The sequence below is a fragment of the Chryseobacterium sp. BIGb0232 genome (assembly GCF_024810195.1).
GTDB classification, from domain to species: domain Bacteria; phylum Bacteroidota; class Bacteroidia; order Flavobacteriales; family Weeksellaceae; genus Chryseobacterium; species Chryseobacterium pennae.
In genome coordinates, this window is record NZ_JANUEH010000009.1 from 204424 (window position 1) to 231419 (window position 26996).

The window sequence follows — 26996 nt, forward strand, 5'->3', positions numbered from 1 at the left end:
GAAAAAAGTACCTAAATCTAACCTACCTAATATCCCTATCTTATGGAAGCATCCCTTATGAAGCTAACCCCATACCAGTCCATTTTTTTCAACGAATGGATGCTGAACCCTTCCCGAAGTGATTATAATATTATATTTGACCAGTCAATGTCTGGTATCATAGACATTCAGAGACTCAATATAAGCTTAGTAAGATTTGTTAATAATCAATTGCTGCTCAACAGCAATGTAATCAGTCAATCAGGAGATCTATTCTGGAAAAGAAGACCGTTACTGTTGGAAAGCGATCAGATATTGACATTTATTTCCCAGGAGCCAAGCCCCGAAGAAATTCTGCAACTGGCATTACAGCCTTTTGATCTGGAAAATGATCAGCTTGCCAGATTCTATGCCATCCAACTAAAAAATGGTGGATATAGAATTATCCATATCTTTTCCCATATCCTTGTAGATGGATTGAGTGCTAACAGTATTTATACGGAACTGAGTACATATTATAACCATCCTGACTATGAGAATCCAATTAATCTTACAGAGCAGGAAAAACTATATGAAAATCTACGAATCCAACTCGAAGAAACACTGGAAAAAGGAAAATCTGAAATGTCAGATTTCTGGAAAACCAATCTGAAAGAGGTAGAAAATATTGGATTTAAATTTTTAAAAAATAAATCTTCAGAGTCAATCTCAGAAAACAATTCAGAATATCCCAAGAACCCGATAAGTGAACTTCGCTTCAGCTTTCCCGAATCTACTTTTTCAAAAGTAAGACAATTAACATCAAAATATAAACTTACACCTTATACGTACGGACAATTGGTGTTAGCTGTCTTATTGCACAAAATTTCAGGAGTAGATAATCTAGTGATTAACTATCCGGTTGGGATTACGGAAGGCCAGGATTTTATCTTTGGAGCCCATATCAATACGGTTTTAAAAGGGTATAGATTCAATAAAGATACTTCACTTCAGGATCTTATTGATCAGAATATAGAATATACCAATCAGTTAAAAATAAGCAAAGCCCGATACTTTCCGGTTGAAGATTTAATCAGCTATGCCCCTACTTCTGATATTCTAGAATATGGATTTGTACAAACCAGTCTTAAAGATGTGGTGATTCATTATGAGGGCGCAAATGATGTCATTATCAATAGCGATCTGAATGTGGATCTTGTAGGAAAGCTGTCATTCGAACAGGAGGTAAGAAACGGGCAACTCAACTATAAAGTCCGGTATGCTAATCAGGTACTCAGCCAGGAGCTGGTATTTAATTTTACTGAAATTTATCAAAAACTGTTTATCGATATCCTTGAAGAGTTACTGGAAGGAAAAACAGAAAGTTTAATAACCCATTATCAGCTTTTAAAAGATGAAGCATTCCAGGCAGTAATCAAAGACTGGAATAACACAGGTTCTGATCACGTTGTAAAGGGGACAATTCATCAATTATTTGAAGAGCAGGCAGCCAGAACGCCGGATAATACCGCACTTGTATTCCATCAAACTAGGCTTACTTACAAAGATCTGAATGAAAGGGCAAACCGGCTGGCAAATTACCTTGTTAAGACTTATGATCTTAAGTCTGAAGATTTGATTCCTTTATGCCTGGAACGTTCAGAAAATATGCTGGTTGCTATTCTTGCCGTTTTAAAGGCTGGAGCAGCCTATGTTCCGATGGATCCGTCATATCCTTCAGACAGAGTTGAGCATATTCTTAGTGATACCGGAGCTAAAATAGTATTGGCCCAATATTCAACACAAGAAAAAGTTCAACCAGTTGATACTGATGTTGTTATATTAGATGATTCTACCTTCCAGAATGTAATGGCGGAAATGAATTCCGATAATCTTTCTATGGATGTAAGTCCGGATAATATGGCCTATGTGATCTACACCAGCGGAACCACAGGAGTTCCTAAAGGAGTAATGGTAGAGCATAAAAATGTAGTTAATCTGGTAGATCAGGTACAGGAGGCTTATGGTTACAGTAAAGGAGAAAAGATAACAGCCTATACTTCTTATGTATTTGATGTATCCGTCTCCGAATTTTTCAATGCTTTATTCTATGGAAATGAGCTGCACATATTAGGAGAAGATATCAAGAAAGATGCAGATTCTATCAGCAGATATTTACTCTTCAATGAAATAACATATGCTTATCTGCCTCCGGTAATGCTTTCCGTATTACCACGAGTGGAATATCCATCTTTAAAAGGGTTGCTGTATGCAGGTGAACCCTGTGATTATGAAACAGGAAAATATTGGTCAGAATATACCAGCCTATATAATCTTTATGGTCCTACCGAAGCTACTATTTATGCTGTTTATAAAAAGGTACACCATGGAGATGTGCATCTTATCGGGCGACCGGTAGGAAATACAACGACTTATGTTTTGGACAAATATCTTCAGCCAGTGCCTGTAGGAGCTGTTGGAGAGCTTTATCTTGGCGGAGCAGGTATTACAAGGGGGTATCTTAACAGACCAGATCTGACTGCGGAACGTTTTATAGAAAATCCTCTTCAGGATGAAGATGACAAGCTTTATAAAACCGGTGACCTTGTACGCTGGCTTCCTGATGGAAATATTGAATATATCGGACGTAATGACTTCCAGGTAAAAATCAGAGGATACAGAATTGAGCTGGAAGAAATAGAAAATAAACTTCATCAGTTTCCCGGAGTAAAACAATCGGTGGTTCTGGTGAAAGAAAACAAAACAGGAATGAAATATCTTGCCGGATATTATGTTTCTGATAATGAATTGAATACTGAAGATCTTGCAGTATTTCTTTCCGGGGTTCTTCCGGAATATATGATTCCCGGAGCTTTTGTACATCTTACGGAGCTTCCGCTTACTGTAAACGGAAAACTGGACAGAAAGCAGCTTCCGGAGCCTGAATTTACAGGGAACAGAGAATATACTGCCCCACAGAATGAATTACAGGACAGGCTTTGCCGGATCTATGGTGAAATACTTGGATTGAATAGTGAAACCATCAGTATTTATGATGATTTCTTCCGTCTGGGAGGAAACAGTATCATGGCAATAAAGCTCATCAGTAAAATACAGTATGAATTGAAACTACAGTCTAATGTGGCCATGGTTTTCAGTCATAAAACGGTTGTTTCCCTTGCTGAGGTATTAAGTGGAGAAAATAATATTGCTCAACAGGAAAAAATTACACCTGTACTGGTGGGTTCCGTGGAAGAACAGCGTTTATCTTTTGCTCAGGAAAGACTTTGGTTTATTGAAAAATATGAGGAAGGAAGTAATGCTTACAATATTCCGATGGTATTTCAGCTTGGAAATCATGTGCAGGCAGAACTTCTTCAACAGTCTTTTGAACTATTGATTCATCGTCATGAAGTATTGCGCAGTATAATCCGATCCACAGAAGATGGAATAGGATATCAGATGGTTACTGAGCAAAATATTCAGCTTTCTATACAGGATGTTCAGACAAAAGAGGAATTGGATGAGAAGATCAATATAGCTAATAATACCATCTTCCGGTTAGAAGAAGAACTCCCATTAAATGTCTCCCTTTTCACTCTGAAAGATCAGAAATACTTATCCGTTGTAGTTCATCATATTGCTTTTGATGGCTGGTCTACGGATATTTTCATCAAAGAATTTAACAATATTTATCATAGTCTTGCAGAAGGGAAAACACCACAACTTAAGGCTTTACCTATTCAATACAGAGACTTTGCTTTATGGCAGAGAAATTATCTTGCAGGAGAAACTCTCGATCAGCAGATACATTACTGGAAAGATAAACTTGAAGGCTTCCAGACTCTGGATCTTCCCTTGGATCTTAAAAGACCAACACAAACCTCCTATAAAGGAGCTACGGAATATTTCAATTTGCCAACAGATCTTGTAACAGACCTGAGAGAGCTTTCAAAAGATTTAGGCGTAAGTTTATACAGTGTGATGCTGAGTGGGTATTCGCTGATGTTGTCAGCTTACTCGGGGCAGAATGATATTATTGTGGGAAGTCCTGTTGCCAATCGTCACCATGCTGGCTTGGAAGATATCATTGGGTTCTTTGTTAACACGCTGGCATTAAGAGAAAAAATAGATCCCGAACAGGAAATTAAAGACTTTATTTTACAGGTTTCTCAATCGGTAATGGAAGCACAGTCTCATCAGGATCTTCCGTTTGAAAAACTGGTAGAAGAGCTGAATATAGATCAGGATATGTCCCGTCACCCGATTTTCCAGGTGATGTTTGGGCTTCAGAGCTTTGATGGCGGAATATATACAGCCAATGCTGATGAAGCCATACTGCTTCCTTTTGATGGTGATATTGATTATCAGACAGCGAAGTTTGATCTGACTATGATGATCGATGATAATGGAGAAACAGTACGTGGAATATTTAATTATGCAGTATCCCTTTTCAACAGAGATACGATTCTGCGTATGAAAGAGACTTATGTGATTCTTCTAGAGCAACTTGTGAGCCTTAGCCTTAGAAGTCAAAAAGAAGAAAGCTTTAAGATCAGTGGTCTTCATTTGATGACTAATAAAGATCATAAAAAGATTATAGAAGATCAGAATACAATAGAAATAGCCTATCCGGAATCACATACCCTTCACAGGCTATTTGAAGATCAGGTACAAAGAACTCCGGATCGTACAGCATTGGTATACCAGAATGTACAGTTGTCTTATCATGAGCTGAATACCAAAGCGAACCGACTTGCCCATTATCTTATTGAAACCTATAATCCTCAGCCTGAGGATATGATTCCTTTATTTCTGGAACGCTCAGAAGATATGATTGTGGCCATTCTTGCTGTCCTGAAAACCGGGGCGGCTTATGTTCCGATGGATCCATCCTATCCGGCAGACAGAATAAGACACATTCTGGATGATACCAATACAGAAATCATTCTTACCCAGGAAGAAATAGCTGAAAAAATCCAGAATATAGACCTTACGAAGAGCATTATTGCCTTGGATGAGGTCTCTTTCAGAGAACTTATTGAAAAAAGTAATGCTGAAAATCCGGAGACTGAAACGAAGTCACACCATCTTGCTTATGTAATTTATACCAGTGGGACTACAGGTGTTCCTAAAGGCGTAATGATAGAGCACAAAAGTGTGGTGAATGTAGTGACCCAGATAAGAGATGCTTATGGGTTCAGTGAAAATGAAAAGATAACGGCTTATACATCTTACGTATTTGATGTTTCGGTATCAGAATTTTTTAATGCTTTATTATATGGAAATGAGCTGCATGTATTGGATGAAACCATTAAAAAAGATGCAGACTCAATAAGCAGATATTTACTTGATCATCAGATAGCGTATGCCTATTTACCACCGGTAATGTTATCCGTATTGCCCCGTATACAATACCCCAACCTCAAAGGATTACTGTATGCCGGAGAACCATGTGATTACGAAACAGGAAAATACTGGTCAGAATATACAACCCTTTATAACCTTTACGGGCCAACAGAAGCTACAATTTATGCAACCTACAAAAAAGTAGAACATGGAGATGTGCATTTGATCGGACATGCTGTGGGAAATACTTCAGTGTATGTATTGGATGCCCTTCACCGTCCGGTTCCGTTAGGTGCTGTTGGAGAACTTTATCTTGGTGGAGCTGGCATTGCACGAGGCTATCTGAACAGGCCGGAGCTGACTTCGGAACGCTTTATTTCAAATCCTTTTCAGACAGAAGAGCAGAAAAAACAAGGTAAAAACGGAAAACTTTATAAAACAGGGGATTTAGTAAAATACCATGCTGATGGAGAGTTAGAATACATCGGACGTAACGACTTCCAGGTAAAGATCCGTGGTTATAGGATTGAGTTAGGAGAGATTGAAAACAAGCTACAGGGAAATCCGGCAATCCGACAGTCAGTAGTTCTTGCAAAAACCAATAAAGCAGGATTGAAATATCTTGCCGGATATTACGTATCAGATTCAGTGATAGAATCTCATGTGATTTCAGAATTTTTGGCAGAAACTCTACCAGAATATATGATTCCGAGTGTGTATGTATATCTTGAACAGCTTCCGTTAACGATCAATGGAAAACTGGACAGAAAACAATTACCAGAACCAGAATTTACAATCAGCAGAGGCTATACAGCTCCTGAGAATAAGTTACAGGAAAGACTATGTCAGATCTATGCAGACGTTTTGGGTCTGGAAGCCTCAGTCATTGGAATTCATGAAGATTTCTTCCGTTTGGGAGGAAACAGTATCATGGCCATAAGATTGATCAGCAGCATCAAAAAAACGTTAGATATATCAATAGGAGTAGCAGTTGTGTTTACTCATAAAACAGTAGCTTCCCTTTCCAACATTATTGGAAGTAATGCTGTTACGGATATTCAGGAAACTATTGTTCCGGTAGAGGTTTCTTCTCCTGAAGAGCAGAGACTGTCTTTTGCACAGGAAAGATTATGGTTTATAGAAAACTTTGAAGGCGGAAGTAACGCTTACAATGTTCCAATGGCTTTCAGATTAGGCAAAGGAATAGAACTGGATATTCTTCAGAGATCATTAGAGACTGTAGTAATGCGCCACGAAGTACTTCGTTCCGTAATCCGTACTGCGGAAAATGGAGTGGGCTATCAGGTGGTTACAGATTTTGTTCCTGAACTTCATTATAGAGAAGTTGAATCCAAAGAAGAACTGGAGAACAGCATAGATCAGTGTGCCCATAAAATATTCCGTCTTGAAGAAGAAATTCCGGTGGAAACTACCATTTTCAGATGGGAGAAAGATCATTACCTGTCTGTTGTGGTTCATCACATTGCATTTGACGGATGGTCTGCCGATCTGTTCTTAAAAGAAGTACAAATTATATACAATGCTTTTGCTAAAGGAGAAAGTCCTCAGCTTCCGGCATTAAATATTCAGTATAAAGACTTTGCTTTATGGCAGAGAAATTATCTTACAGGAGAGACACTGAAGAAACAGATCAACTACTGGAAAAATAATCTTGAAGACTTTGAGGCACTTAGTTTGCCTTTAGATTTCAAACGACCAGCCAATATCTCTTATGACGGAGCAAGCGTTCATTTTAGCCTTTCTCCGGAAGTAGGTCTAGGATTGAGAGCTATTTCCAGAGAATGGGGAGTAAGCTTATACAGCGTGATGTTAGGTGGATATTACATGATGCTTTCTGCTTATTCAGGGCAGGAAGATATTGTGGTGGGAAGTCCGATTGCAAACCGTCATCATGAAGGTCTTGAAGATATGATCGGTTTCTTTGTAAATACGCTGGCACTGAGAGAGAAGATCAATGCAGAGCAGGAGCTTAAAGACTTTATTCTTCAGATTTCAAAATCAATAACAGAAGCGCAGTCTTATCAGGAGTTGCCATTTGAAAAGCTGGTAGAAGAACTAGATATAGAACAGGACACTTCAAAACATCCTGTTTTCCAAGTGATGTTTGGGGTTCAGAGCTTCGGAATGAATGCTGATAGTGAAGCTGTATTTACCCCTTTACATCATGAGATCAATTATCAGGCTGCAAAGTTCGATCTGACGACGATGATTGATGACGGCGAAGAAACAATCAGAGGAATATTCAATTATGCGACCTCTCTTTTCAAAAAAGAAACGATTCTGAGAATGCAGAATACTTACGTTCTTCTTCTGGATCAATTAGCTAAAATAGGAGAGAGTAGCGATAAGAATATAAAAATCAATGAATTCCGTCTTCTGGAAGATTCAAATTACAGCCAGATCACAGAAGATTGGAATGAAATAATTTCTGACTATGCTTCTGATAAAACAATCCATCAATTGTTTGAAGATCAGGTGGCAAAAACACCTGATGCTACAGCTTTAGTGTATCAGGACATTGAATGGTCTTATCAGGAACTGAATGAGAAATCAAACCGCCTGGCAAATTATCTGATCAATACGTATGATATTCAGCCGGATGATCTGATTCCTTTATGTCTGGAACGTTCCGAGAATATGCTGATGACCATACTGGCTGTATTGAAAGCTGGTGCTGGTTATGTTCCAATGGACCCTTCTTATCCGTCAGAAAGAATTGAACATATCCTTCAGGATACGAAAGCCAGGGTTATTTTAGGGCAGGAAAGTACAATGAAACAGCTGGAAAATCAAGCTGCTGATGCCATTGCATTGGATGAGGTTACCTTTAAAGCAATACTTGAAACCTTTGATTCTAATAGTCCTGTTACCAACGTTAAGAGTAATAATTTAGCGTATGTAATTTACACCAGTGGAACAACAGGTATGCCTAAGGGAGTACTGATAGAGCATAAAGGAGTAGCCAATTTGATACAGCAGCATGCTAAAGAATATGGATTTATCTCTGAACAGCCTGTTCTGCAGAAAAACTGTCTTTGGTATGCCAACTATGTATTTGATGCCCATGTTGCTGAATTATACCCGGCGCTTGTACATGGACAGTCTGTACATCTTCTGAATAAAGAAACCCAAACAGACCTGGTTGGATTACAACAATATATAATAGAAAAAGATATTAAAGTTGCTACCATCCCACCGGTTCTATTAACTAAAGAATACATCCTTCCTTTAGAAACGCTTTTGGTTGCCGGTGATATCACCAATCCACAGGTCATGGCTCTGTATAAAAAACATGGAGTAGATTTGGTCAATGCTTATGGACCAACAGAAAGTACCGTATGTGCAACCTTGCATCATTATAACGAGGATGAAAATCCGTTAAATATAGGAGGTCCGATCGGGAATGTAAAAGTTTATGTTTTAGACCAACACTTAAGACCTGTTCCTGTAGGAGGAGTGGGAGAGCTCTATGTAGGAGGAGCAGGAATCGCAAGAGGCTATCTGAACAGACCTGACCTTACAGAGGAACGTTTTATCAAAAACCCTTTCCAGACTTTAGATCAGAAGACAAAAGAAGAAAATGGACGTCTGTATAAAACAGGTGACCTTGTGCGTTGGTTATCGAATGGTGAGCTGGAATATATCGGAAGGAATGACTTCCAGGTAAAGATCCGCGGCTATAGAATCGAATTAGGTGAGATTGAGGATAAACTGTTAACCTATCCGGGAATCCGTCAGTCAGCAGTATTGGCTAAGGAAAATAATGCAGGCTTAAAATATCTTGCAGGGTATTATGTTTCTGAAAACCCTATAGATTCAGCAATCCTTTCAGAGTATTTATCTCAATCCTTACCGGAATATATGGTACCGGGGGCATTTGTTCATTTAACCTCTTTTCCATTGACAATCAATGGTAAACTGGACAGAAGAGCATTGCCGGAACCCAATTTTACCGGAAATAAAGAATATACAGCTCCGGAAACAGAGCTGCAGAAAAAATTATGTCAGATCTATAGTGAGGTTTTAGGTCTTTCTTCAGGCAGTATCGGCATTCATGATGATTTCTTCAGATTGGGTGGAGACAGTATTATCAGCATTCAGTTGGTAGGAAGAATCCGTCAGCAGATGGAAATAAGACTGAGTGTTAAAGAAGTTTTTGCTGCCCGTACTACAGCTTCTCTGGCATTACTGATAGAGAATAAAAAGAAAGAAGAGGAAAACCACATCGTTTCAGAACAGGGATTATTACAGGGCGAAGTTCCACTTTTACCGATTCAGGAATGGTTTTTCAATCAGATAAAATCAGGATATTTAGAAGATTTCAACCACTGGAATCAGGCCTTCCTCATTAATGTTCCAAAACTTGATAAGGAGCTGTTGGAACAGTCTGTACAATATCTGATTGAAAGACATGATGGCCTCAGACTTCAGTATCAGCATAAGAACGGAAAATATATCCAACAGTATAGTGAAGCGAAAACACTCTCAATCAATTATCTCAATATTTCAGGCCTGAATCAGGAAGAAATATCAGGGGTTTTTACTGATTGGCAGTCTCATTTTGATATTGAAAGCAGTCCGTTATATAGTATTGGATATATTGATGGTTATCAGGATGGTAGTGCAAGGATTTATTTTGCATTCCATCACCTGATTATTGATGCTGTAAGTTGGAGAATTATCACAGAAGATTTAAAGAATATTTATCAGTCTCTTGAAAAAGGAGATATAAAAACAATTACATCCTATACCAAAGGAACCAGCTATCGTCAGTGGGTAGAAGCTGTAAAAACATACAGATCAGAATCTCAGGAACAGGAGCATTCTCGTTGGAATACTATTGCAGATACTGTTGCAGAGAATAATAGAAATCTGGAACTTTTCATAGGTGAAGATTACCAGCAGAGTCAATTGATGGTATCTGAAGAAACAACGCAAAAGCTAATCAGAGGAGTTCATCAGGTCTACAATACACAAATCAATGATCTATTACTTTCTGCATTATCTCTTGCGCTTTCAGAATTAACCGGACAGGAAAATCATTCTGTTGTTCTGGAAAGCCATGGCCGCGAAGAAATATCCAATCATCTTGATATTACAGAAACAGTAGGTTGGTTTACTTCTATGTATCCGATGCTTTTAACCAAAAGAGAGGATTGGGCAGATACTGTAATTGGAACTAAAGAATCACTGAGAAGTATTCCTTACAACGGAATCGGCTATGGAAGCCTGATAGGCTATACAGAGCACGAGTTGCCTAAAATCAGCTTTAATTATCTGGGACAACTGGATCAGGAAACGGGAGAAAAAAACTGGTTTATTGCTGCTGAAGACAGTGGGCTGAGCATTGGAAATAAAAATAAAGACAGTTATTATATCAGTATCAATGGTGCTGTCATAGGCGGTAAGCTTCAGTTTAAAATTTCCGGTCATCTGAAGGATAAGCAGATTAGTCAGTTCTCAGAATCTTTTAAAACAAAAATAGAGGAAGTTATTGACTGGCTTTCACAGACAAACAGAAGCTTTTTGACTCCATCCGATGTAGATTATGTAGTTGAAGAAAGTCAGCTTGCAGATATTCAGAAAGAAGGTGAAATAGAAGGAATTTATCTGGCTAACAGTTTACAGGAAGGATTTGTATACCACGCTCTAAATCAGGGTGAAACAGATGATGCCTATCGTGTACAGCTGATTTGGGATTATTTTGCCGAAATCATACCTGAAAATCTGAAAAAGTCGTGGGAATTTACCCAAAAACGATATCCTGCATTAAGAATAAAATTTAACTGGAATGGAGAAATCGTTCAGGTTATCGATAAAAAAGGAAATCTGGATTGGAGGTATCAGGATATCAGCAGCATCAATGAAGAGGATCAGAATAGCCTGATTGAAGAAATAACACAAAATGACCGCTTTGAGGTTTATGATTTATCCAAAGGAAACCTTTTCAGAGTTTACCTTTTCAAACGAGGAGAAAACCATTATAGTTGCTTGCTAAGTAACCATCATGCAATTCTGGATGGATGGAGCTTACCTGTTATTCTGAACAGTGTTCATGAATCTTATCTTCAACTGAACAAAAATCATCAGCCTGAGCTTGTAGCTGATACAGCCTATACAGATACCCAAAAATATCTGCAGCAAAATAAAGAGATCAGCAGCAGTTTCTGGAAAAGTTATATGGATCAGATTGAAGATCAGGAAGATCTGACTAATCTGTTGAAAGAAAGTCAAAGGCATACAGATCTGGGTATTTATAAGCATATCAAAGACCATCAGGATGTAGAACTTTTGATAGAAGGTGAGCAATATCAGCAATTAAAAGAATTTACCCAGGCAAATGGCTTTACTGTAAATGCTGTCTTGCAGTATTTGTGGCATAACCAATTGAAGATCTACAGCAACTCGGAAGTTACTGTAGTGGGAACCACCATATCCGGAAGAAACCTTCCTGTTGACGGAATAGAATCTTCTGCAGGACTTTACATCAATACTTTACCACTTATTGTAACCCATGAAGAAGGTAAAGTCAAAGATCATATTATAAAAATACAGGAGAATATCAGTGAGCTTAATAGTCATAGTGATGTTAACCTGGCCGCCCTTCAGCGTGACGGACGCAGAATTTTCAGCAGCTTATTTGTGTATGAAAACTATCCTGTTCCTCAGGGAGAAAATAACAACGAATTAGGATTTGTATTCAGAGATGCAGTAGAAAGACTGGATTATCCGCTGGGAGTAACAGCTTTTGAGCGTGACGAGAGGGTTTCACTGGTGATAAGCTATGAAGGACATCTGTTTGATAATGGAATGATGAATCAGCTGCTCAAAGGCATGAAAACAATTCTGAATCAGCTATTGGAAGATCCTGAAATGAATTCCAAAGATCTGTCTTATATCACTTCCGAAGATGAGAAAAAAATAATCCTGGACTGGAACAATACTTGGACTGAATTTCCAACCGGAAAAACCATCCAAAGTATGTTTGAAGCGCAGACAGCTAAAACACCGGATCGCATAGCTTTGGTATATCAGGATGTAACCTTATCTTATAGAGAGCTTAATGAACGTGCAAACAATCTTGCCAACTATCTGAACAATACTTACGATCTCCAGCCGGATGATCTTGTTCCTTTATGTCTTGAGCGTTCAGAAAACATGCTGATTGCTATTTTAGCCGTATTAAAATCCGGAGCAGCTTACGTTCCGATGGATCCTACCTATCCAACAGACAGAATGGAACACATTCTTCAGGATACACAGGCAAAAATAGTTATCACCCAGAATAGTGTTGAGGCAAAATTCAATGAAATTCAGTCAGCAAAAGCAGAAATTCTGTTGTTAGATGATGAAAAACTGATAGAAAAGCTTAAAAACAGCAGTATTGATAATCCGGTTACTCAAACTCAGGCAGACGACCTGGCTTATGTGATCTACACCAGTGGAACAACAGGAATGCCTAAAGGAGTAATGATTGAGCATACAGGAGTGATAAACCTGGTTAGCGATCTTTATACCCGCTATAACCTGAATGAATCCGAAATTATTCTTCAGTTTGCCAACTATGTATTTGATGCCTCGGTAGAGCAGATTTTCTTAGGATTATTGAATGGCTGTCAATTACTGTTCATAGACAATCAGGAAATGCTGAATGAAGAGGAATATATCAGAAAATTAAAAGAGCATAAAGTAACCTATCTGCCTTTTACACCTTCTGTATTACAAAATATAGATGTTACAACGGTGGAAACTGTACGAACATTAGATTCCGGAGGGGAAGCTTTGCCGGCAGATCTGTATAACAAATTGAAGAAAGGAGACTTCCTGTTTGTCAATTCTTATGGGCCTACAGAAGTTACCATTACTTCCCTTGTAAATACCAACCGTGATATCAACTGTATTGGTCGCCCACTCAATAATACAAGTATATACGTTCTGGATCAGTTTTACCGTCCGGTTCCGGTAGGTGCTGTAGGTGAGCTCTATATTGGAGGAATCGGAGTAGCCCGTGGATATTTGAACAGACCTGATCTTACCGAAGAACGATTTGTTCATAATCCTTTCCAAACAGAAGAGCAGAAAATCAAAGGTGAAAACAGCAGGATTTATAAAACCGGAGACCTTGTACGTTGGCTTCCGGACGGAAATATTGATTATATCGGAAGAAACGATTTCCAGGTAAAAATAAGAGGATTCCGTATAGAGCTGGGAGAAATAGAAAACAGATTACTGCAGTATCCGGGAATTCGCCAGGGAACAGTTCTGGTGAAAGAGAACAATGCCGGACTGAAATATCTTGTAGGGTACTATGTTGCTGATACAGGAATAGACACTCGTCTGATTTCAGAATTTATGTCAGAGACACTCCCTGAGTACATGATACCCGCTGCATTTATGCATCTGACCACGTTACCACTGACGATCAATGGTAAGCTTGACAGAAAGCAGCTTCCTGAACCTGAATTTACCGTAAATAAAGAATACACAGCACCTCAAAATGACCTGCAGAAAAAGCTTGTAGAGATTTATGGAGAAGTGCTGGGATTGAATGCAGAAAATATTAGTATCCATGATGATTTCTTCAGATTAGGAGGGAATAGTATCATGGCGATCAAACTAATCAGCAAGATCAAACAGAGTGTAGAATTACAAGTAAATGTTGCTAAAGTCTTCAGTAATAAAACAGTAGCTACCTTAGAAAAAGCTCTGATGGAAGACAATAATCCAACAGAGCAGATAAGCTTAAAACCTGTTAAAATAAATACCCCGGAAGAGCAGAGATTATCCTTTGCTCAGGAAAGGCTTTGGTTTATAGAAGCTTATGAAAAAGGCAGCAATGCCTACAACATTCCGATGGCCGCTGTTCTGGATGAAAAAACAGATATTGATGCTTTAAGTATGGCCTTAAAGACTGTTGTAAACCGCCATGAAGTACTTCGTTCAGTTATTAGAACAACTGAAGAAGGAATAGGATATCAGGTGGTTACAGACTTACTTCCGGAAATTAAAACAACAGAAGTACATACCAGAAAAGATCTCGATCAGTGTATCAATCAATGCGCCAATAGGGTATTTAACCTTGATGAAGAAATTCCGGTACATATAGAATTATTTACATTTGAAAATCAGACTTATATATCCATTGTCATCCACCACATTGCTTTTGACGGATGGTCTACCGATATATTCCTGAACGAAGTGCAGACGATTTACAATAACCTGATTAAAGGAGAGGTTGCTGAACTTTCAGCATTGAAAATTCAATATAAGGATTTTGCTTTATGGCAGAGAGATTACCTTACAGGAGACCGTCTGGAACAACAGATCGGCTATTGGAAAAATCAGCTTGAAGACTTCCAGAATCTTGATCTTCCGACAGACTTCAGAAGACCTTCTCAAATATCATATGAAGGAGAGAACCTGTACTTCAATCTGACTGCAGAACAGGGTGAAAAACTTAGAAAATTATCCAAAGATCTTGGAGTAAGTCTTTATAGTGTAATGCTTGGAGGATATTACCTTATGCTTTCTGCTTATTCAGGACAGGATGATATTGTAGTAGGAAGCCCGATTGCTAACCGTCACCATGCCGGATTAGAGGATATCATCGGATTTTTTGTGAATACACTCGCTTTAAGAGAAAAAATAGATCCGAAACAAAGTCTTAAAGACTTTATTCTTCAGGTATCAAAATCCGTGACAGAAGCTCAGTCACATCAGGATCTTCCATTTGAAAAACTAGTAGACGAACTGGGAATCGAACAGGATACTTCAAGACATCCGGTCTTCCAGGTAATGTTCGGATTACAGAATGAAACGGAACTTATTCAAAATGAAGAGGCTCTGTTTTATCCATTTGATGGAGAACTTGGCTATCAGGTAGCGAAGTTTGACCTGACTACCATGATTGATGACAATGGAGAAAACATCCATGGAATGTTCAATTATGCTAAAGCAATATTTTCAAGGGAAACGATTCAGAATATGATCGATTCTTATCTGTTTTTGCTTAATCAGATTGCAGAAACTGATGAATATGAAAAAACAGAGCTTTCAGGATTACAGCTTGTTCCACAGGAAAACTATAAAAAGATTACTGAAAACTGGAATGCTACCCGTAAGGAATATCCATCAGAAATGACTATTCATGGGCTGCTTGAAAATCAGGTTGAAAAAACTCCGGATCAGACAGCAATAGTATATCAGAATGTCAAACTGTCTTACAAAGAATTAAACGAAAGAGCTAACCGTCTTGCCAACCATCTTATTGAAGCTTATCATCTTCAACCGGGTGATCTCGTTCCTTTATGTCTTGAGCGTTCAGAAAATATGCTGATTGCTATTCTGGCCGTATTAAAGACTGGTGCGGCTTATGTACCAATGGATCCTTCATATCCATCAGACAGAATTCATCATATTCTGAAAGATACAGGGGCAAAAATAATATTGGCAGAAGAAAAAACGGCTGATAAAACAGAACATTCAAATGTAATCGCATTGGATGAGGTTAGTTTTAAAGCAATACTTGAAACAGCTGATTCTAATAATCCTGCAACCAGTACAAAATCTACAGATCTGGCGTATGTTATTTACACCAGTGGAACAACAGGATTGCCAAAAGGAGTAATGATTGAACATCGTGGAGTGATAAACCTCATTGGATCAATGATAAAAGCCCATCAGCTTGAAGAATTTCAGGAAGTAGGATGCTATTCCAATTATGTATTTGATGCCTTTGTTTATGAAGTGTTCCCGGTGCTTTGTAACGGAAATACCTTATGGTTGTACAGCAATGATCTCAGAACTTCAGTAGGAGAGCTTAATGACTATATCAATGAAAATAAAATAGAAGTTTCATTTATACCTCCGGTTCTGTTGAGAGAAATCGTTGAAAATGGAACAAGTCTGAAACTGATTTTTGCAGGAGGAGAAAGCTTCCCGTCTTTAGATCAGAATATTGATGATATTATCCTTATTAATGAGTATGGCCCGACAGAAGGAACTGTTTGTTCTACTTTACACCATTATAAAGACGATTACAATCCATTAAACATTGGAGGACCAATCGATAATATGAGCGCTTATGTACTGGATCAGCACCATCGTGTTGTTCCGGAAGGAGCTATAGGAGAATTGTATATCAGTGGAGCCGGAATTGCCAGAGGATATCTGAACAGACCAGAGCTTACTGAAGAACTTTTCATTGCCAATCCTTTCCAGACCAAGGAACAGAAAGAAAGAGGAGAAAATGAGCGTCTGTATAAAACAGGAGACTTGGTACGTTGGCTAGGAAATGGTGAATTGGAATATATCGGAAGAAATGACTTCCAGGTTAAAATAAGAGGACACAGAATTGAGTTGGGGGAAATTGAAAATACCCTGCAGCAATATCCTGAAATCAAACAAACCGTAGTTTTAGCTAAAGAAAATCAGGCAGGACTGAAATACCTTGCAGGATATTATGTGTCTGATAATGTGATAGACTCTGATGTGATTTCAGACCATTTATCAGCATCATTACCAGAGTATATGATTCCGGCAGTGTTTGTTCATTTAACCTCTTTACCATTAACAATCAATGGAAAACTGGATAGGAGAGCGTTGCCGGAACCGGAATTTACAGGCGGAAAAGAATATACAGCTCCTGAAACTGATCTACAGAGAAAATTATCCACAGTTTATGGTGAAGTATTGGGAATTCCATCTGAGGCAATCAGCATTCATGATGACTTCTTCAGACTGGGGGGAAACAGTATCATGGCTATTAAACTCATCAGTAAGATTAAGCAGGTCTTAGGAACACAAATTGCTGTAGCAACTGTTTTCAGTCATAAAACGATAGCTTCACTTTCTCTTGTGTTGGCAGATGAAAATAATGCAGCAGAACAGATCGTTATTACTCCTGTCACGGTAAATTCTCCGGAAGAACAAAGATTATCCTTTGCTCAGGAAAGGCTTTGGTTTATCGAAAATTATGAAGGCGGAAGCAGTGCTTATAACATCCCAATGGTTTTCCGTTTAGATGAAAAAACTGATCTGCAGGCATTATGTAATGCTTTGGATGCCGTTATAATGCGTCATGAAGTACTTCATTCCGTGATCCGTATGACAGATGATGGTTTAGGCTGGCAGGCTGTGATAAACGATCTTCCGGTAATCCATCAGGAGGAAGTAAAAACGATGGCTGAACTGGAAGAAAAAGTAAGCCTTATTGCCAATAAAGTCTTCAATCTGGAACAGGAACTGCCTGTTAATATCCATATTTTCAAACTTGAAAATGAGTATTATCTGTCTGTGGTTATTCACCATATTGCATTTGACGGATGGTCTGCAGGAGTATTCCTGAAAGAAGTCATTCATATTTATGAAGCCATTAAAGAAGAAAAAACTCATGATCTTCCGGCTTTAAAAATTCAGTACAAAGACTTTGCTTTATGGCAGAGAAATTATCTGACAGGTGAACGCTTGGATACTCAGGTTAATTACTGGAAAAATAAACTTGGTGGTTTCCAGAATCTAGATCTGCCATCAGACTTCAAGAGACCGGCTCAGATGTCTTATGACGGAGACAGTATTTATTTCCGTATCAATGAAGAGCAGAGCCAAAAACTACGGGAATTGTCAAAAGATCTTGGTGTAAGCTTATTCAGCATCCTTTTAGGAGGATATTATCTGATGCTTTCTGCTTATTCTGGACAGGATGATATTGTGGTAGGAAGTCCTATTGCCAACCGTCATCATCCAGGTTTGGAAGACCTCATAGGTTTCTTTGTCAATACCTTAGCGTTAAGAGAAACCATTAATCAGGAGCAAAATACTAAAGATTTTATCCTGCAGGTAGCCCATTCAGTAACAGAAGCACAGTCTTATCAGGACCTTCCGTTTGAAAAATTAGTAGAAGAATTGGGTGTGGAGAAAGATACATCCCGTCATCCAGTATTCCAGGTGATGTTTGGTCTTCAAAGCTTTGGCGAAAACCTTTCCGATAATCAGTCAATCCTTTATCCGTTTGCAGGAAAGGTAGATTATGAAGTCGCTAAATTTGATATTACCACTATGATTGATGATAGTGATGAAAGCATTCATGGAATGTTCAACTATGCTCAATCGGTATTCTCCAGAGAAACAGTTAATAACATGATGAACTCCTATCTGTTTATGCTTGAGCAGATAGCGGATACTAAAGAACAAAAAGATCTTAAGTTATCTCAATTAACTCTTATTTCTCAGGAACAACAACAATCCGTATCAAAATTATGGGCCTCAGAAACTCATTATTCAGATCAGAATACCATTCACGGCTTATTTGAAGCACAGGTTGAAAAAACTCCGGATCACACAGCTATTGTCTATCAGGATATAAGATTATCCTATAAAGAGCTTAATGAACGTTCCAATCGTTTGGCAAACTATCTGATCGCAACTTATGATCTTCAGCCGGATAATCTGGTTCCGTTATGCCTTGAACGTTCTGAAGATATGCTTGTCGCTATTCTGGCTGTTTTAAAAGCCGGAGCAGCCTATGTTCCGATGGATACCTCATATCCGGTAGAAAGAATTAAGCATATTCTTGAAGATACAGGTGCAAAAATAGTACTGACCCACAACAGTTCAGCGCTAACCGTTAAAGAAGCTTGCGGTGAAACGGCTGCTATGCTTATTCTGGATAGCCATGAACTAACGGAAACTCTTGAAAACAGCAGTATTTCCAACCCTGTAACTCAGGCAGAACCACATCACATGGCTTATGTGATCTATACCAGTGGAACAACAGGAATGCCTAAAGGAGTAATGCAGGAACATCGGAATGTAGCACGTCTTTTCAGTGCAACCGATCATTGGTATCAGTTTAACGATCAGGATGTGTGGAGTTTATTCCATTCCTATGTATTTGATTTCAGTGTATGGGAGATCTGGGGAGCGTTACTGTATGGAGGAAAACTTTTAGTACCATCTTCAGAACAGACAAAGGATACCAATTTATTCTTCAGCCTGTGTCTGAAAGAAGGGCTTACTGTTTTAAATCAGACGCCAACCGCTTTCTATCAGTTTATTGATACAGCCCTTCAGCGTGAAGAACTGCTGACAGAGCTGCGCTATGTGATATTCGGAGGAGAAGCATTAAACCTTGCCTCTTTAAAACCATGGTATGAACGTTACCGTTCAAAACCTGAATTGATTAACATGTACGGAATTACTGAAACAACTGTCCATGTTACCTATAAAAAATTAAGTGTAGAAGACCTGAACAAGGCCTCTCTGATTGGAGAAAATATCCCTGACCAGGCGATGTATATCCTTGATGCCCATCTTCGTACCGTTCCTGTAGGAGCTGTAGGAGAATTATATGTGGGCGGAGCGGGAATTGCAAGAGGTTATCTGAACAGACCGGAACTTACAGCTGAACGTTTTATACAGAACACTTACCAGACTTTAGAACAAAAAGAATCCGGGAAAAACGGAATTCTGTATAAAACAGGAGATTTAGTTCGCTATCTGCCTGACGGAGAACTTGAATACATCGGAAGAAATGACTTCCAGGTGAAGATCCGTGGTTACAGAATCGAATTGGGAGAAATAGAAAACAGATTACTGGAATATCCGGAAATAAGACAGGCTGTAGTTCTTGCCAAAGAAAATAAGGCAGGAATGAAATATCTGGTTGGCTATTACGTTTCCGATGCTGCTTTGGAAGTTGAGAAGATCACCGAATTTTTATCCGAAGTTCTACCGGAATACATGGTACCGGCAGCTTTTGTTCATTTAACTTCATTACCGTTAACGATCAATGGAAAGCTGGACAGAAGGCAGCTTCCTGAACCAGAATTTACAGGTGGAAAAGAATACACCGCTCCACAAACTGAGCTACAGAAAAAATTATGTCAGATTTACGGTGAAGTTCTTGGGCTGGATGCTTCAGGAATAGGTATTCAGGATGATTTCTTCAGACTCGGTGGTGACAGTATCATCAGTATTCAGCTGGTCAGCAGAATAAGACAGCGTTTAGAAACAAGAATAAGCGTTAAAGATGTATTTGCTTCAAAATCAGTAAAAAATATTTCCGAACTGATCGAAAATAAAGCAAAAGAAGAACAAACCCGTATTCTGACAGAGCAGGGACCGCTTACAGGACCTTTATCATTCCTTCCGATCCAGGAATGGTTCTTCCAATTGGTAGAAGAGGAATATATAGGTGATCTGAATCACTGGAATCAATCCTTTTTGATTAAAGTTCCTGAGCTGAACAGAGATTTGCTGGAGCAAAGTGTTAAACTGCTTATTGAAAAACATGATGCCTTCAGAATTCATTATCCGAAAGAAAACGGAAAATATACCCAGCAATACGGAATCAACACCATACCGGAAATAAAATATCTGAATGTTTCAGAAACACAGCCGAAAGCACTTTCAGGTGTCCTTACAGAATGGCAGTCGCAGTTTGATATTGAACTGGGGCCGCTATTCCAGATTGGATATATGGAAGGTTATGAAGATAGAAGCGCAAGGGTTTTCTTTGGACTTCATCACCTGATCATCGATGCTGTAAGCTGGAGAATTATTACCGAAGACTTAAAAAATATATATCAGACCCTTGAAAAAGGAAATACCGTTGAGGTTCCGGTAAAAGGAAGCAGCTACCGTCAATGGATTGATGCTATAAAATCCTATAAGAGCGATGATTCTGAATCAAGAGAAACAGAACATGCTTATTGGAATACAATAACGGATACAGTAGCAGAGAGCAATGATATACTGAAAGGAATATCCTCTCCGGAATATCATTATTCCAGTGTTATGCTGGAAGCAGGATATACAGAAAAGCTGATCAGAGAAGTACATCATGTATATCATACTCAGATCAACGATTTGTTGTTATCTGCATTGGCTTCTGCACTTTCAGACCTTACAGGTGCGTCTGCTCATGCCGTTCTGCTTGAAGGGCACGGGCGTGAAGATGTATTTGGAAATATGGATATTACAGAGACCGTTGGTTGGTTTACCTCTATGTACCCACTTCTTCTGAAAGCTGGAAACGATATAAAAGATACCGTGGTTTTGACCAAAGAATCTCTGAGAAGCATTCCGAATAACGGAATTGGCTACGGAAGTCTTGTTGGTTACACAGAAAGAGAGCTTCCAAAGATCAGCTTCAACTATCTCGGACAGCTTGATCAGGAAGAAAGTACAGGAGAGAAAACCTGGTATATTGCCGGAGAAGACAGCGGGAAATCTATGGGAGATAAGAACCGTGATAACGATATTATTACGGTAAACGGAGCTATTGCAGACGGGCAGCTTCGCTTCGGAATCTCAGGATATCTTTCACAGGATCAGGTTGATCTTCTGACAGAAAAATTCAAAGAATATATTCAACGAACAGTTGATGAGTTAGTAACTGAAAAAAGAAACTGGCTTACCCCTTCAGATACAGGAAATATTGTTGGAAGAGAGCAACTGATGCAGATCCAGGAACCGGGAGAAGTTGAAGGCGTTTATCTGGCCAACAGTTTACATGAAGGATTTGTTTACCATGCCTTAAGCCAGGGAGATAAAGATGATGCCTACAGAGTACAGATCCTATGGGATTATCTTGCTGAAATCAACCCTGAAATGCTTAAAAAAGCATGGTCATATACCCAGGAACAGCTTCCAACACTGAGACTTAGATTTGAATGGAGCGAAGAGATTGTACAGGTTATTGATAAAAAAGGAATACTGGACTGGCGTTATCAGGATATTCAGGATATGACCGAAGAGGATCAGGAATCTTTAATTACAGAAACGACTCAAAAAGACCGTTTTGAAGTATATGATCTGTCTAAAGGAAGCCTGTTCAGAGTCTATCTGTTCAAACGTGCAGACCAACGTTATACTTGCCTTTTCAGCAATCACCACGCTATACTTGATGGCTGGAGTATGCCTGTATTCCTGACCATGATTCATGAAGCATACTTAGCACTAATAAAAGGAAAAGCCCTTTCTCCCGATCCGGATAAAGCGTATGCTGAAGCTCAGAAGTTCCTTCAGGAAAATAAAAACAGGAACGGCAGCTTCTGGAAAAACTATATGGGGCTTCTTGAAGATCAGGAAAATCTGAATTGCCTGGTTAAAGAATCCCAGAAACATATTGATCTCGCTGAATATAAACATATTGTAGATCATCAGGCAGTAAAAATGCTGATTGTAGGGGAGCAGTATCAGAAACTGAAAAAATTCACATCTGATAATGGATTGACAGTCAATGCTGTACTTCAGTTCTTATGGCATAGACAGCTTAGCTTATATAGCAATAGTGCAACAACCGTTGTAGGAACAACCGTATCCGGGCGAAGTATTCCGGTAGATGGAATAGAATCTTCAGTGGGACTTTATATCAATACATTACCATTGATTGTGAACCACGAAGATGGTAAAGCAGTAGATATTATAACAGAAATTCAGCGCAGAATCAGTGAGTTGAATACACACAGCAGCGTTAACCTGGCAAGCCTTCAACACGATGGACGAAGAATTTTCAGCAGTTTATTTGTGTATGAAAACTATCCGGTACCTAACGGAGAGGAAGATAACGAGCTGGGAACATTAGGATTTGTATTGAAAGAATCCGTAGAACGTCTGGATTATCCACTAGGAATTGTTGCTTATGAAAATGAAGATGAGGTACTGTTAAAGATCAAATATGACAGTTTCTTATTTGAAAATGAAACGATGCAGCAATTGCTTCAGGGAATGGAAACAGTCCTTGAGCAGCTCTTAAAAACTTCAGATATTAAATCGGAAGACCTGTTCTATCTTACTTCAGAGCAATATCAGAAGATAACAATAGACTGGAATGCTACAGAAATAGCTTATCCTGAGCAATATACCATTCATAAGCTGTTTGAAGAGCAGGTGGAAAAAACTCCGGATAATATTGCTTTGATATTTGAGGATATACAGCTTTCCTATCAGGAGCTGAATCAAAGAGCAAACCGTCTGGCTCATTATCTTATTGAAAATTACGGTCTTCAGCCTGATGATCTGGTTCCGCTATGTATTGAACGTTCAGAGCATATGCTGATCGCTATTCTCGCTGTTTTAAAAGCCGGAGCAGCTTATGTTCCGATGGATCCAACTTATCCGATTGACAGAATTGAACATATTCTGCAGGATACCGGAGCAAAAATTATTCTTACTCAGGAAGAGGTAGAAGAAAAGCAGGGCATGTCCCAAACGGCAGAAACAATTCTGCTTGATAGCAAAGAAATACTTGAAAAAGTTGAAAATTCAAAGGCTGAAAATCCTGTCACTCAGGTTACATCAAATGACCTTGCCTATCTCATCTATACCAGTGGTACCACAGGGCTTCCAAAAGGGGTAATGGTAGAGCACAAAGGAGTGATCAACCTGATTGAGGACCTGTTTGTCCGCTATCAGTTAGGAAATACAGAAGTGATCCTTCAGTTTGCCAATTACATATTTGATGCATCCATCCAACAGATGTTGCTTGCAATATTGAAAGGAAGCAGCTTATTATTTATTAAAAACCAAAAGATACTCAACGAAGAAACGTTTATAGAAACCCTTAATAATCATAATGTTTCTTATATACATCTTACGCCAACGGTATTACAGAGCATAGATTTTACTCAGGTTAAGAACCTGCGTACACTGATTTCCGGAGGAGAAGCAATGCCGGCAGATTTGTTTAAAAAATTAAGTGGAAGAGACTTTAGGCTGGTAAATTCCTATGGGCCTACAGAAGTGACCATCACCTCCATTGTCAACCCGGAAGGAAAGAATACCAACATTGGGCGACCACTGAACAATACTACAGTATATGTATTGAATAATCATCTTCGTCCGGTACCTGCAGGAGCTATCGGAGAGCTTTATATTGGCGGAGAAGGAATGACCAGAGGATACCTGAACAGACCGGAGCTTACAGCAGAACGTTTCATCAGCAATCCTTTCCAGACCTTAGAACAAAAAGGAAAAGGTAAAAATGGTATCCTTTACAAAACAGGAGATTTGGTACGCTACCATGTCAACGGAGAGCTGGAATATATCGGAAGAAATGACTTCCAGGTGAAGATCCGTGGTTATAGAATAGAGCTTGGCGAAATAGAAAATACTTTATTGCAATATTCCGGTGTAAAACAGTCCGTAGTATTGGCCAGAGAAAATAATACAGGAATGAAATACCTGGTAGGCTATTATGTTTCAGAAACGGCTATAGACCCGGATCAGTTTACTGCATTCCTGTCTGAGGCTCTGCCTGAATATATGATTCCTGCCGCTTTTGTACATTTAACATCACTTCCGGTAACCATCAACGGTAAATTAGACAGAAGAGCTCTTCCGGAACCGGATTTCACAGGCGAAAAAACCTATACAGCTCCGGAAAATGAACTGCAGGAAAAACTATGTCAGATCTATGGAGATGTTCTGGGATTAAATACTTCAGATATTGGTATCTATGATGATTTCTTCCGCCTTGGAGGAAACAGTATCATGGCCATCAAGCTGATCAGTAATATCAAAAGAGTGCTGGATATAAGAGTAAGTGTAACCGTTGTATTTGCTCACAAAACAGTTGCTTCTCTTTCTGAAGCTTTAGCAGGTGAAAATATTAACGAACAGGATGTTATAGCTCCTGTAAAAGTCTCCTCACCAGAAGAACAGCGACTTTCATTTGCTCAGGAAAGGCTGTGGTTTATTGAAAACTACGAAGGCGGAAGCAATGCGTACAATATTCCTATGGCTGTCCGTCTTGATGCAAAAGTCAATATTCCGAAGCTATGCAAAGCGCTTGAGACGATTGTAATGCGTCATGAAGTGCTACGAAGTATTATCCGTTCTACAGACGAAGGAAAAGGGTATCAGATTGTAATGGATAAAGCTCCTGAGATTCATACCCGCCACGTTTATGCAAGAGAAGAACTGAATGAGGCAATAAACATTGCTTCAGCTAAGATTTTCCGTCTGGATGAAGAATATCCTATAGCCATCAATCTTTTCAGATTAGAAAGTGATCATTATCTCACCGTTGTCATTCATCATATTGCATTTGACGGATGGTCTACCGATATATTCCTGAGAGAGCTGCAAACAGTTTATGATGCTTTGGTTAATAGTCAGCATTATGAACTTCCGGAATTAAAAATTCAGTACAAAGACTTTGCTTTATGGCAGAGAAGCTATCTTTCAGGAGAACGCCTTGATAACCAGGTTGGATATTGGAAAAGAAAGCTGGATGATTTCCAGACTCTGAACCTTCCAACAGATTATAAAAGACCTGCTCAGGTTTCTTACGAAGGAGATACCATTGATTTTATTATCGACCCTAAAGTAGCTGCAAACCTTAGAAATACCTCTAAAGAACTGGGAATAAGTCTCTACAGTGTAATGCTGAGCGGATATTACCTGATGCTGTCAGCGTATTCCGGTCAGGATGATATTCTGGTAGGTAGCCCTATTGCGAACCGTCATCATGAAGGACTTGAAGATATTATCGGATTCTTTGTGAATACCTTTGCTTTAAGAGAAAAAATAGATCCGGAACAGAGTCTTAAAGATTTTATTATTCAGGTATCGACCTCCGTTATAGAAGCACAGTCTCATCAGGATCTTCCGTTTGAAAAGCTTGTAGAAGAGCTGGGAGTGGAAAAAGATATGTCCCGTCATCCTGTTTTCCAGGTGATGTTCGGACTGCAGAGCTCTGGAGGAAATTCTGATAACAGAGAAGAATTATTCCATCCTTTTGAGGGACAGACAGACTATCAGGTAGCTAAATTTGACCTGACAGCGATGATTGATGATGGAGAGGAAACCATAAAAGGCTTCTTCAATTATGCAAAAACCATCTTCTCCAAAGAAACGATCACTAGCATGATCAATTCTTATGTATACCTTCTCGATCAGGTGTTTGGTGCTGATAAAGTTATCAATCTGGAAAATATCAGGCTGGGTAATCTTACCCTTGTATCTCCGGAAGAAAATAAAAAGATTGTAAAAGAATGGAATGCTACAGAGAATGCATATCCATCAGACAAAACAATTCATGAGCTGTTTGAAAATCAGGTTGAAATAACGCCTGATCATACAGCTTTAGTATATAAAGATGTCAAGCTTTCTTATAAAGAACTGAACGAAAGATCCAACCGTTTAGCCAACCATTTAATAGCTGCTTATAACCTTCAGCCAGACGAACTCGTTCCATTATGTTTAGACCGTTCCGAGAATATGCTGATCGCTATTTTAGCAGTATTAAAATCCGGAGCAGCCTATGTTCCTATGGATCCTTCTTATCCAGCAGATAGAATAGAACATATTCTTCAGGACACCGGAGCAAGATTGATTTTAGGTCAGGAAAGTACCATTGAAAAGCTAAAAACTCAAGCAGTAGATATAATTTCATTAGACGAAATTACTTTTAAAGCAGCACTTGAAACAGAATCCATTAATAATCCTGTTACCAGTACTCAACCCAATAATTTAGCTTATGTTATTTTCACCAGTGGAACCACCGGACTTCCAAAAGGAGTAATGGTTGAACACAGGAATGTATCCAACCTGATTCATCAGGAATCCAGAGAATTCGGATTGCTTGAAAACGGAGTTCAGAAGAACTGTTTATGGTATGCAAACTATGTATTTGATGCCCATGTTTGGGAATTGTACCCATC

The 26996-nt window shown here is 38.9% G+C and carries 1 protein-coding gene; it reads left to right on the forward strand.

Annotated features, from left to right (window positions below; genetic code table 11):
- Positions 1-42: 42 nt before the first annotated feature.
- A partial coding sequence (locus tag M2372_RS18940) for a non-ribosomal peptide synthase/polyketide synthase (RefSeq protein ID WP_259081174.1) occupies positions 43-26996 on the forward strand: 26954 nt, incomplete at its 3' end.